This window comes from Streptomyces sp. NPDC050610, assembly GCF_040654875.1.
Classification (GTDB): Bacteria; Actinomycetota; Actinomycetes; order Streptomycetales; family Streptomycetaceae; genus Streptomyces.
The window spans coordinates 14,563-27,083 of sequence record NZ_JBFAIV010000008.1 but is presented as its reverse complement, the minus strand read 5'-3'; the positions used below and the strand labels follow the sequence as shown (position 1 = coordinate 27,083).

Here is a 12,521-nt window from a genome sequence, read left to right as displayed (position 1 = left end):
ATCCCACGCTCTAGCCTCATCTGTCACAACAGCAACAGCGGGGAGCCTACGGGGCACTCATGGCATGCACATGAGCAGTTGTACTCAACTCCTCCGGCCGCACGCACCAGCCGGTCAGGCCCTCCGACGACGGCCGACCATCACCGCCGCGACAACCGCGGCGACCACCACGACAGCTCCACCGCCCACACCGAGCCACAGAGCGGTGTTCCCGTCGCCGTCGCCCGACGGCGCATCAGCCGCGACCTGCTCAGGAGCCTTGGCGCCGGCGGCAGCGGACTGTGACGGCACCGGCGTCTTCGCACCAGGACCGGCAAGCGGATCGACGTCCGCAGGACCGGGATCGCCGGGATTCTTCAGAACAATACGAGGACGAACCATGCCGTAGCCAATGGAATCGTTGCGCTTGGGCCCATTGGCAGGTCCGCCCGCAGTGTTGAGGAGAACTCGGGTGACCTGATTCGCGGTCCAGTCAGGGTGCTTGGCCCAGACGAGAGCGGCGGAAGCGGAGGCAAGCGCCGTCGAAGCGCTCGTACCGTGCCCCGTACAAATTTCAGTGCCACCGTCGCAGGCTTGAACGATCTCGTCGCCTGGTGCGACCAGATCGACTTGCGGCCCGCGCTCGGACTCGGCCGTGATCCTGAGGTTCTTGTCGACAGCACCGACTCCGACCACTCCCGGCGTGGCTGCCGGGTACATCACAGGGTTCCCCTTGTCCCCGGTGTTTCCCACACCAGCGAAGATCAACTTCCCCTTATCCCTGGCATACTTCACGGCCTCACCCAGGTCTGGGGTCACTTCTTCCGCAGCAAGGGAAATATTGATCACCTTCGCCTCGGAATCCGCTGCGTAGCGGATACCCGCACTCAGGGACTTGGAAAACTTGGCATACGCGTCAGCCGCGTTTTCTGATCCCTTGAAGTCCGAGACCCTGACAGGGAGGATTTTTGCCTCCGGTGCGAGGCCGAACGCTCCCTTCCCTTTCCCGGTTCCCGCGATGAGAGAAGCGATGCTGGTGCCATGTCGGTCGTAGTCGGTTCGCTCGTCGCCCGGCTTACCGGAGAAATCCTTCCCCCGCAGCACCTGGCCCTCGAGATCACCGAGCGTAGGGTTCACCCCGGTATCGATCACTGCCACCGTGACGCCTTGACCCTTGCTGCTCTGCCACATCTCATCGGCATGCATGGCATCCAGATGCCACTCATCGGAACGAACGGATTCCGCACTGGCGGGAGATGCCGCAAGCCCGAGAAGCAGGACTCCCAGCCCGCCGGCGACTCCCCTCGTCAGCCAGGTGGCCCGAGTCCTGCCTCTGCTTCGCATGCCCACTCCTCTTCGGCAATCTCGATTGGATCTGGATCGGAGTCAGTCGATGACCGGAGGTGAGACGCGGCCGTGGTCCGGACGCCAGGTCTCCTCGTCCTCGACAAGGTAGTCGGGACGTTCTCCGGCGCGGCGACTCCGAGGCTTCTCCGCCTTGGCCTGGGACGACGGGGGTGCGACCCGGCCGCCACCGGGCCGGGAGCCCGCGGTACCGGAAGAGTTGCCGCGCACCAAGCCACTGCCGCCGGGCGTGAACGTCCCTCCGGCGCCACCTCCTGGCGGTCGCTGTGGGCTGCCCCCGACTACGCCTCCGGTTTCGGAAGCCAGCCGCCTTGCACCCGGCCCACCTGACGGGAGGCCCGAACCCCCTCCGGTGAGGGGCCCCTGTCCCATTGGTGGCCGGCCTTGCATAGCCGCGCCGCCTTGAATCGGCTCCGTGCCGATAACCGTGCCCCGCGGAATACGGCTCACAGGGCTGCCTTTCGCGGTGGGCGAAGGACGTGCGCCGACGACACCGTCAACGGGGTTGCGAGGACTGCGCGTACTGGGAATCTGATTGAACCCAGCGCGTTCCGATGCCCGAGACGTCCGGCCCAGAGGCGGCGTCTCACTTGTCCCGGAAGGCCTCGGAGCCCTCGGAGACCCTGCGTTGAACGGTGGGACGAGCGGGCTCGGCGGTGGTGTCGTCGGGTGCGGATGCCCGCTTACCGGCGAAGGCGGAGTCGCTCCGCCCGATGGCAATACTTGGTTGTGTGCCACCGTCGGCGCATGGGCGAGTTCTGTGCTCGCGTGTCCGACCGGAAGCACTCCTCCCCCAGTCGAAATCCCCGAGGAATGACCGTGAGCGAGAGGCACTGAGCCCGAACCGCCTGTTACCCGAACGTGGTTGGCATGTACGTCGCCTCCGCCGCCCGTTCCGCCTGCCACCGGTTTGTCCTGAACTTCTTCGATCTTCGACTTGTCCACCGGCGGCGGCATGATCTTCATCGGCATAGGCGGAAACTCAGGCCGCTTCACATTATTGATATACAACGTCGAATTCGAGTAGGACCCCGCCAGCTTGCGCATGAGCTGCGCGGCCTCCGCATGCTCCTTGTCGACATGCGCCTGCGCCTTGTCCGCCTCCTCCTTCGTGGGCGGCTGAATCTCGACGAGGTTCTTGGGCTTGCTGGCCGGCTGCTTCCGGAACAGTTCCGGGCCGGAGCCACCGGACTTCTTGAAGGAGTCCAGGAGAGCCTTGGCCTCCGACGGATACGGCGGCATCCCCTTCTTCACCGAGTGCAGCGTTTCGGCCGCATGCAGCAGCCACTTGCCGGCCACCCCGCTGAACTCGGACAGCTCGCCCGTCGCCTTGACCATCTTCCCGCCCCAGGCGCGGAAGGCATCACCGCCCTGGCCCTCCCAAGGGACGCGATCCTCGTCCATGTACTGCTTCAGTTCCTCGGCGACCTTCTTGATCTTGGCTGAGGCGGAATGAAGCTTGGTGCCGATCGCCTCCGTCTTGTCGGGGTCGACGCCCTTGATCATTTCCAGCAGCTTCTCGTGCGGGACCGCGTCGAAGTCCATACTTGGCGAGACGTAGACCAGCGACCACTGGGAGGCGCGCATCGGGACCTGCGCCGGCATCGGCACAGTCGAAGGCGGCATGACGTAACCGTCCGGAAGGTCAGTCATGACTGTTCCTCTCCTCTTCCCTGCTGTCGAACCCGATGGTGCCGACACCAATGCCGTTGGCACCGATACCGTTGATGCTGATGCCGACCCTGATCATCCTGCGGCCTGCCCGCTCGCGGGACCGGCCGACGCGTCCGGGTGGTAGTGACGCTTGAGGTTGCCCTGGATCGCCCACATGCGCGCCTGCTGTTCCAGGTCGACGTTGCCGTATGAGACACGCGCACTGTGCACGGCCGTCCCCATGGCCTCGATCTGGTCCGCCAGAAGCTTGGACAGCGTCTCCAACTGGCTGTGCACCTCGAAATAGGCGCCGTACAGGCTCATCGCCTCGGCGAAGTCATTGGAACCCAGGTGACTCGCCACCAGCTTGTCGCGCGCGATGTGATCCGGTGAGGCGGCCGAGTTGGAGAGGTCGGCCAGGATGTCGTCGACACGGCTCTGGAATTCCCGCAGCTTGTGCAGCTTGGCATTCAGCTTCGCGCCGTCAGGACCTGACGAACCGCCCGAGTGAGCGTGGGACCCCCCAGCCCCCGGAATAGTGTCACTCACTTCCGCCTCCCCCACTACTCTCCGTGTTCAACCTACGTCAGGGCAATGGACATTCACTCCGCTGACGACACACACCACTATGGCATCCGGCACTGACAATCTTCCCAGCCGCCCGGCCCATCCTCATGAGTACGCGTACCTATGTACCCAGCATTCATCAAGCGGAGGAGCACGCCTCCCACGCCTCCCCTGAAGCCCTGACGAAACCGAGGACACGTCCCAGGTTCCGCACATCAGTACCGATCGACCCGTTACCCCTCCGGGACCTGGTAGCAGCCGGAGATGCAGATTTCCGTAGTACCCGGCACAAGCAGCGGAGCACCCCCAGGGCTCAGGCCGGAGTCCCCACCGCCGCCTGCGGCCGGATCGGAAGCCGGTTCACCGGACGCCCCGTGGCCGCGCGGACCGCGGCGGCTACGGCGGCGGGGGTGGTGACGACCGGGACGGCGCTGATGGCCTTGGCGCCGAAGGGGGCGACGACGTCGCGTTCCTCCACGAGCTTGACGATGCGGACGGTCGGGGCGTCGAGGGAGGTGGGGAGGGTGTAGCCGGTGAAGTCCGGGCGGCGGACGATGCCTTGGCTGGTGCGGAGGTTCTCGGTGAGGGCGGCGCCGATGCCCTGGGTGATGCCGGCTTCGATGCGGGTGGCCGCCTGGCGGGGGTTGAGGACGCGGCCCACGTCCTGGGCGACGGCCATTTCCACCACGCGTACGGAGCCGAGCTCTATGTCGACGTCCACGACCGCGCGGATGGCGCAGAAGGCGAGGCCGACGAAGGCGTCGCCCTGGCCCGTGTCGTCCAGCGGTTCCGTCGGGTGCGGGCGGCACTGGGCGGTGGCCCAGAGTTCCTTGCCGTCCAGGGCCTCGGCGACGGTGGTGCTCAGCACCCCGTCGTACGAGGTGATCTTGCCGTCGGCGATCGTCAGCAGCTCCGTGGACATGCCGAACTTGTGCGCCAGGGGCTGGAGCAGTTGCGTACGGACCATGCGCGCCGCCCGTTCGACCGCGCCGCCCGACACCCACGTGTGGCGGCCGCGCGAGGCCGGGCCGGCCGGGGGCTGGTCCGTGTCGACGGGCGCGACGTGGACCTCCTCCACGCCCAGGACCTCCTGGACGATCTGGCGGGCGAGGGTCGAGAAGCCCTGGCCCGTCTCGACGGCCGCGCAGATGACGGTGGCCACGTTGTTGTGGATCTTCACGGTGGCCGTCGAGACCTCGTCCGCGCCCTCCGCGCCGAGCATGTGCACCATGCCGAGCCCGTAGCCGACGCCCCGCCGCACCGCGCCCGGTTCGCCCGCGCCCTCGGGGCCGCCGGGCAGCAGCCAGTCGCCTTCCGGGTCGTCCTTGGGCAGGGCGGGCAGCGGGAAGTCCCTTACCGCGCGCAGCAGTTCCGCGACCGGCGCCGGGCAGGTCACCGCCTGGCCGGTGGGGAGCAGGTCGCCGGTGGCCAGGGCGTTGCGCAGGCGCAGTTCGGCCGGGTCCAGGCCGAGTTTGGCGGCCAGCTTGTCCATCTGGCCCTCGTACGCCGCGCACACCTGCATCGCGCCCTCGCCGCGCACATGGCCGGAGGGCGGGTTGTTGGTGCGTACGGCCCAGCCTTCGACGAAGGCGTGCGGGACCACGTACGGGCCGCAGGCGAACGCCACCGCGGCTGCCAGGGAGTCGGCGGACGAGTCCGCGTACGCGCCGGAGTCCAGCAGGATCTGCGCCTCGACCTTCACCAACTTGCCCTCGGCGTCGGCGTGGTGACGGTATCTCAGCAAGGTGGGGTGCCGGTGCGCGTGGCCCAGGAAGGATTCCTCGCGCGTCGCGGCCAGCTTGACCGGGTGGCCCGTGCGGAGCGCCAGCAGCCCCAACGGCAGCTGCATGCCGGGGTCTTCGCGCTCGCCCATCGCCCCCGGCACCCCGGTGACGACGACCTTCACCCGGTCCGGTTCGAGGCCGAAGCAGGCGGCGGCCAGGTCGCGGTCCGCGTGCGGGTCGGTGGACGCGGTGTAGATCTCCACGCCGCCGTCGGGGCGCGGCACCGCGAGGCCCGCCTCCGCGCCGATCGGCGCCGGGTCCTGGCGGCCGATGCGGTACAGCCCCTCGACGATCACCTCGCCCGCCGCCTCCGGGTCGCCGAAGCGCAGCGGGATGTGCCGGATCAGGTTGCCGTCGGGGTGCAACGGCTCGGCGGCGAAGGCCTTTTCGGGGTCGGTGACCGGTTCCAGCACCTCGTACTCGACGGCGATCGCCGCCGCCGCCAGCCGCGCCGTGTCCGGGTGGTCCGCGGCGACCGCCGCGATCGGCTCGCCGTGGTGGCGCACCAGGTCCGACGCGAACACCGGGCGGTCCGCCACCCGCCTGCCGTGCGCGGCGTCGCCCGGCACGTCGGCGTGGGTCACCACGGCCCGTACGCCCTGCATGGCCGCCGCGGCGGAGGTGTCGATCGAGACGATACGGGCGTGCGGGTGCGGGGAACGCAGCAGCGCCGCCCACAGCAGGCCCTCCGCCCACAGGTCGGCGGCGTACGGGAAGACGCCGAGCGCCTTCGCGGGGGCGTCGGCCGGCGGGAGCGAGACGCCGATGCCGTGCGGGACCGGCTCGACCGGGGCCGGGCCGGGGCCGCCGGGCCCGCCGCCGTCGGCAGGGGGCACGGCTCCGGCGCTGCCGGCGTCCGCCATTCCTGCTGTCATGCCGCTGCCTCTCCGCTCGCGATGCCGGTGCTGCCGCCGGTGCCGGTAACCGTGTCGATGCTGGTGCTGATGCCAGCACCAGTACCCGTGTCGATGCCGGTGCCGGTGCTCGTCTGCGTGCCGGTGCCCATGCTCGTACGCGCGCCCGTGCTCATACCGTGCCTGCCTGCCCGCCGTGTGCGCCCTGTTCGCCCGGGAAGTGGCCACCGAGGCCGCCGGGAACGCCGGGACCACCCGCGCCCCCGCCGTGCGGGCCGCCCTGGTGCGGGATACGGGCCTGCTGGTCCGGCTCCCCGGGCAGCTCCCCTGGGCCGCCCTCGTGCACCGCCGCCTCATGCGTCGCGGCCTCGGCCCCGGCCTCCTGGGCCGCCGCCGACTCGGCGCGCTCCTCCACGACTTGACCGACCGCGTCGAGCACGCCCCGGTACCCGGAGCACCGGCACAGGTTGCCGCAGATCGCCTGCCGCGTCTCCAGCTCCGACGGCGCGTGGTTGCCTTCGAGCAGATCGTGCACGGTCATGGCGAGCCCCGGCACGCAGAACCCGCACTGCACCGCACCGCAGTCGGTCAGCGCCCGCTGTACGTCCGAGGGCCGGCCGTCCGTCGCCAGACCCTCGACCGTACGGACGTCACTGCCGGCCGTCGTCGCGGCGGGCACCAGGCAGGAGACGACGAGCCGCCCGTCCACCTTCACGGAACACGCGCCGCACTCCCCCTGCGAGCAGCCGTCCTTGGCTCCGGCGAGGCCGAGGCGCTCGCGCAGCACGTAGAGGAGGGACTCGCCGATCCAGGCGTCGATGACGGGGCGGTCGGTGCCGTTGACGCGCAGGACGTAGGAGGCTCGGGGGTGTTCGTCGAGGGGCTGCGGAGGCTCGTGGTGCTCGGTGGCGGGCTCGGCGGCCTCACCTGGCGCCGCGTCGTCGGGCGCTCCCGCCGCTCCGGACGGCTCGGACAGCCCGGACGGCGCGGAGGACTCCGACGGCTCAGCGGCTTCGGGGGCGGGTTCGGACGGCGTTACGGGCTCGGGCGTCGGCTCCTCGGCCGGGCCGGGCTCCGGCTCGGGGCGAGCCGCCGCCTCCGCCTGTTCCGTGTGCTCGCCCGCCGGAGCCTGACCGGCAGGGTCGCCGGGCGCGGACTCCGCATCGGCGTGCGCCGGAAGCGCCGGGTGTGCCGGAGCCGCGTGGTCGTGGCGCGCCACGTCCGTACCGCCCCGCGCGGGACCGCCGTGGTCGACCGGCGCCGGAACCGTGTCCGCCGGCGCGGCGTCCTCGCCCGCACCGGGCCCGGACTGCGAGCCGCCCTCATCGGCGTGGCTCGCCGGGGCGGGGTCGCCCGCGCCGTCAGGAGTCGCGCCGGGTGCGACCTCGACCTCGGCCGCCGCCTGACCGGCCTCCGACGCGGAAACGTCGCTCTCCTGGGGCTCATGCCCGTGGGCCTCATGGCCCTGAGGCTCACGTTCCGACGCCTCGTGCCCCAGCGTCTCCGTCTGCCCCAGCGTCTCCGTCTGCTCCGGCGTCTCCGTCTGCTCCGGCCGCCGCCCGTACTCCCCCTGCGTCTGCGCGGGGATGTCGATCCCGGCCGCCGACGCCAACTGCTCGGACGTTTGCGGCAGTTGACCAGGGCTGCCCCACGGGCCGCCCTCGGCGGCGCGGCTGCCGTACGGGCCGTAAGGGTCGGTGAAGGCGTCGGCGCTCAGCGCGCGCGGGCCGCTGAACGGGTGGTCGCCCTCGTAACCGCCGTACGCGGGCACCTGGTGTCCGCCGTGCCCGATCTCCCCGCCGTGCCCGGCCGGAAGGTCCTGGCCGACCGGAAGGTCCTGGCCGACCGAAACCGCCTGACCGGCCTGCCCGTAGACCGGCTGGTGCCGGTTCGCGTACGGACCGCCGTACTCGACCGTTTCAACCGCTTCAACGGCCTCGGCCGCCTCGCCCGCGACCGCCCACTGCCCCGTACCACCGGCCGCGCCGTCGTCCTCAGGCGCACCCGGCACCGGCCACTGCGCCGTGGCATGCGGATCATCGTGCGCGGGAACCGCCGAACCACCGTTTGCGGGAACCACCGGACCGCCATGTGCGGGGACCGCCGGGCCACCGTGTGCGGGAACCGCCGGACCATCATGTCCATGGACCCCTGAAGAAGGACCCGCCGCGGGAACCGCGCCCGGAGGCGCGACGTGCCCTCCATACGGCTGTGCCCCAGGGACGCGCATCCCCAGGGAGTACTCGCCGGACTCGTCGACGGGGTCGTCCCCCGCCACCGGTACCGACCACTGCCCGGTGTCGACGCCCGCGCCGTCGTCGCCGTGAGCGCCCGGGATCGGCCACTGCGCCGTGGCGTGCGGATCGGCGGGCCCGCCGTCAGGTTCAGGGGCGCTCTCCGAGGGCGCGTCCACGTGCCGCCCCCACTGCCCGGCGCCGCCATCGGCACCGGGAGAACCCTGCCCGTAAGGCATCGTCCACTGCCCGGCAGCCCCCGGATCGGCGGCCGGAGCGGCACCCTCATACGGCGTCGTCGGCTGCGGCTGCGGCTGCGGCTGCTGCCACTGTTCGCCGTGGGCCGGCGGGGCGGGCTGGTGGTAGTGGCCCTGGTCGAACTGCGGCGGCGCGTAACCGGTGCCGGGCGCGGCCAGGGGGTCCCAGCCGCCCTGCGAGCCGGCCGCGTTCGCGCGCGGGTGGGCCAGGAGTTCAGGCGGCAGCTGTACGAACGCGGTGCCCTCCGCGTCGTACTCGGGTCCCTGCGGGATCGGCTGCCAGCCGCTCGCCCTGGCTGCTTCCTTGGCAGCCTCAGCCGCCGCATCGGTCGCTCCGGATGCGGGGCGCTGCTGTTCGTCACTCACGCGAGTGCCCTCCCCAGTGCTCGGCGGGCCAGAGCTGCCACGGTACGACGCAGGTGCAGGGCGGCGGGCGGCAGGGGGACCGGTTCCGTGCCGTCGGCCGGTTGCGGCGGGTCGGGGATGCAGGCCGCGGCGGCGTACTCGCCGAAGGCGGCGCACGCCTCCGGCGCGAGGCCGCGCTCGCCGTCCCAGTCGATGAGGGAGGCCACCCAGCGCTCGGCTTCGAGCGGGCGCAGCGGCATGGGTGCGACCGCGCCGACCGCGCACCGGACCTCGCGCCGGGCGGGGTTGAGGACGATGGCGACGGACGCGGTGGCCCGCCCCGGGCCCGTACGGCCGGTGGCCTTCAGGAAGGTCTGCGGGGCGTGCAGCAGCGGTACGCGGACGTAGCCGATCAGTTCGCCGGGCCGCAGCATCTCGACGCCCGCGAGCAGGTGGCTGACCGGGATCTCCCGGCGCGCGCCCCCGGGGCCCGCGATGACCAGGGTCGCTTCGAGGGCGGCGAGTACGGGCAGGGTGTCGCCGGTCGGCGCGGAGGTGACGATGTTGCCGCCGAGGGTGCCCGCGTTGCGGATCTGCGGGGGGCCGGCGGCGCGGGCGGCGGCGGCGAGGCCGGGGATGAGGGCCGCGAAGTCGGGGCGCCCTATACGGGCGTGGGTGAGGCCGGCGCCCAGCAGGGCGTGGCCGTCCTGGTACTGCCAGCCGCGGATCTCGCTGATCCGGCCGAGGCCGACGAGGGCCGCGGGGCGCAGCAGTCCGGAGTTGACGGCGGCCATCAGATCGGTGCCGCCCGCGACGGGCACGGCGGCGGGCATGGCGGCGAGTGCCGCCACGGCCTCGTCGAGCGAGCCCGGCAACGTCACCGTGTGTGCCGTCTGCGGTGCGTGCGTGGTCAACCCAGCTGCCCCTTCCCCGGTGTCCCGGCCGTTTCGCCGTACGGTACGTGCTCACAGCCTGGACGTGGCAACTCTGGCACACCTTGTGGCCCAGCCGTCGCGAGGGTCCACGAACGGCCGGTACGCCCCCGCGCCGGGGGGCGGGCGGGTGGCGGGCCCGTGTCATCTCCCTGGCCGGGCGGCCGACGCCCGGCGCGCGCACCGGCCCGGCCGGGGATGGGGCACGGGCTCTTATGGCGCGGTCTGCGACGTGTCCCCCAGTACGTGCGAAATGCCATCCTTCGGGGCCCCTTGTGCGACTTGCGCCGTTGTGTCGACTCCACCGTCCCAGGGGCGGGCGGCGAGGGCGTGGACCTTTACGTCCGGCTCACACGATCGGGGGCGACCCCTCGATCGGACGTCCGAGCACGCGGAGGCGACGCCGCCGTGCATACGGTCGGGCCGGACGGCGGCGGGAGGCGGCAGCGGACGCCCCGCAGCACACCAAGTAGGAGGCGACAGCGGACGGCTCCCGCGCCGACCCAGAGACGGCAGCAGACGCCCCGCACACCAAGTCGGAGGCGGCGGCCGCTCATCCACTGTTCGAATTACGCGGAAACCGAAACCGCGAACCGCCGCCCCCCCATACCCCACCGCCGATTTCGCGGAAGCCTCAGTCCTTGACCGCACCTCCGAGCCCCGACACCAGCCGTCGCTGCACCAGTACGAAAAAGATGAGTACCGGAATGGTCATGATGGTCGACGCCGCCATGATGCCGCCCCAGTCATTTCCCTCGTCCTTGAAGAACACCAGCAGAGCCATCGGCAGGGTGGAATTCTCGGTGGCGCTGATGATGAAGGACTTGGCGAAGAGAAAGTCGTTCCATGTCGAAATGAAGGAGAAGACGCTCGTCGCGATCAGCCCCGGGAGCACCAGCGGGAAGAGGATCTGCCACAGGAATCGGCCGCGGCTCGCGCCGTCGATGTACGCGGCCTCTTCCAGCGCCGGGGGCACCGCTTTCACGAATCCGCGCAGCATCCAGATCGCGAAGGGCAGCGAGAAGGCGATGTGCGGCAGCATCAGCGAGCCGAGGGTGTTGAGCCCGATGCCGGGCACGGTGTCGCCGAGGTCCCGCATGAGGAAGAACATCGGGATCGTCAGCGCCTCGACCGGCACCATCTGCGCGACCAGGAACATGATCAGCAGGGTGGTGCGGAAGCGGAAGTGGAAGCGGGTCACCGCGGTGGCCGCCAGGAAGGCGATCAGCGCGGAGGCGACCACCACGACGCCGGCGACCAGCAGGCTGTTGAGGAAGTACCGGCCGAAATCCTGCTGGTCGAAGACGCGCCGGAAGGCGTCGAGCGAGGGGTGCAGGGTCCAGGGCCGGGGGTGGCCGGACTGCACCTCGCCCGCCGGTTTGAAGGCCGAGATCACCATCCAGTACAGGGGGAAGGCGACGACGAGAGCGACGACGAGGGCCGTCGCCTCGGCGGCGAGCCGCCAGGGGCGCCGCACGCGGAGCAGCCCGCGCGGCCGGATTCCGCCGGTGATGCTCACAGTTCCTCCCCGCGCGGCCGGAGTGCGGTGGTGACGCTCACAGTTCCTCCCCCTGCCGCCGCAGCAGCCGCAAATAGCCGAGGGTGACCGCCAGCAGGATGAGCAGCATCACCACCCCGATCGCCGACCCGAGTCCGTACTGCGAGGAGGCGAACGCCTTCTGATAGGCGTAGACGTTGAGGACGAGGTTCTGTCCGGCGATTCCGCCGCCGTCCGTCATCACATAGATCTGGGTGAATACCTTGAAGTCCCAGATGATCGACTGAATGGTGACGACGACGAGGATCGGCCGCAGCATCGGTGCCATGACGCTGCGCCAGATCCGCCAGTGTGACGCGCCGTCGAGCGAGGCCGCCTCCAGCACCTCGCTGGGGATGGCCTTGATTCCCGCGTAGACGGTGACCATCACGAACGGGAACGAGCACCAGACCACCTCGAAGAGCACGAGGGCGAAGGCGCTGAACCGGTCGTACGTCCAGGAGTAGTCGGCGAACCCGTCGAGTCCCAGCCAGACCAGCGCCTTGTCGACCGGGCCGAAGTCGGGGTCGAAGAGGAAGACCCAGACCGTCGAGCCGGTGATGGCGGGCGTGGCCCACGCGCCGAGCGCGGCGAGCATCAGCGCGAGCCGGGGCAGCGCCCGTACGCGCGTCAGCAGCACGGCGAGCGTGCAGCCGACGGCGAGGGTGGAGACGACGCAGGCGGCGGCGAAGGCGAGGGTGGCGATGAGGACCCGCCAGAACTGGCCGTCGGAGAACAGGTCGGCGTAGTTGCCGATCCCCCGGAAGGAGGTCGGCTCGCCGCCGCTGACCTGGGCCTGGGTGTACTGGAGGGTGGAGATGAGCCCGAGTTGGTAGATCGGGTAGATCAGCAGTCCGGCGAGGACGATGAGCGCGGGGGCGAGGTACAGCCACGGCGTACGGCCGCCGCGGGACGCGCTGAGGCGCGGGCTCCGGCGCGTACGGACCGGCGCGGGCGCGGGTCCGCGCTGCCCGCGCGCCGGGGCGGGTGGCGCGGTGGCGTTGGGGGACACCG

General features: G+C 71.0%; 9 protein-coding genes. All 9 read right to left on the bottom strand.

The genetic code is table 11. The features are described 5' to 3' along the window. Positions 1-114 precede the first annotated feature (114 nt). The gene (mycP, locus tag AB0I22_RS12285) at positions 115-1,323 is read right to left on the bottom strand and encodes a type VII secretion-associated serine protease mycosin (RefSeq protein ID WP_363130673.1); all 1,209 of its coding nucleotides are present in this window, start codon (positions 1,321-1,323) and stop codon (positions 115-117) included. Between the two features lie 42 nt (positions 1,324-1,365). Beyond that, positions 1,366-2,997 carry a hypothetical protein gene (locus AB0I22_RS12280; protein WP_363130672.1) on the bottom strand — a complete coding sequence of 544 codons (1,632 nt, stop codon included), beginning with the start codon at positions 2,995-2,997 and terminating at the stop codon, positions 1,366-1,368. A gap of 93 nt (positions 2,998-3,090) precedes the next feature. Continuing rightward, positions 3,091-3,546 carry a hypothetical protein gene (locus AB0I22_RS12275; RefSeq protein ID WP_363130671.1) on the bottom strand — a complete coding sequence of 152 codons (456 nt, stop codon included), beginning with the start codon at positions 3,544-3,546 and terminating at the stop codon, positions 3,091-3,093. 331 nt (positions 3,547-3,877) lie between these two features. Continuing rightward, on the bottom strand, positions 3,878-6,223 hold the full coding sequence (locus AB0I22_RS12270; RefSeq protein ID WP_363130670.1) for a molybdopterin cofactor-binding domain-containing protein: 2,346 nt from the start codon (positions 6,221-6,223) through the stop codon (positions 3,878-3,880). After that, positions 6,220-6,378 carry a hypothetical protein gene (locus AB0I22_RS12265; RefSeq protein ID WP_363130669.1) on the bottom strand — a complete coding sequence of 53 codons (159 nt, stop codon included), beginning with the start codon at positions 6,376-6,378 and terminating at the stop codon, positions 6,220-6,222. The genes AB0I22_RS12270 and AB0I22_RS12265 overlap by 4 nt, the downstream gene beginning before the upstream one ends. Beyond that, positions 6,375-9,059, bottom strand: a complete 2,685-nt coding sequence (locus tag AB0I22_RS12260) for a 2Fe-2S iron-sulfur cluster-binding protein (RefSeq protein WP_363130668.1) — start codon at positions 9,057-9,059, stop codon at positions 6,375-6,377. Before AB0I22_RS12260 ends, AB0I22_RS12265 begins: the two co-directional genes overlap by 4 nt. After that, positions 9,056-9,952 (bottom strand): FAD binding domain-containing protein, encoded by an 897-nt coding sequence (locus tag AB0I22_RS12255; RefSeq protein WP_363130667.1) that lies wholly within the window; start codon positions 9,950-9,952, stop codon positions 9,056-9,058. The genes AB0I22_RS12260 and AB0I22_RS12255 overlap by 4 nt, the downstream gene beginning before the upstream one ends. A 652-nt stretch (positions 9,953-10,604) precedes the next feature. Beyond that, on the bottom strand, positions 10,605-11,483 hold the full coding sequence (locus AB0I22_RS12250) for a carbohydrate ABC transporter permease (RefSeq protein WP_363130893.1): 879 nt from the start codon (positions 11,481-11,483) through the stop codon (positions 10,605-10,607). A gap of 43 nt (positions 11,484-11,526) precedes the next feature. Beyond that, entirely contained in the window at positions 11,527-12,519 is a 993-nt protein-coding gene (locus AB0I22_RS12245; protein WP_363130666.1) for a sugar ABC transporter permease, read from the bottom strand. Positions 12,520-12,521 lie beyond the last annotated feature (2 nt).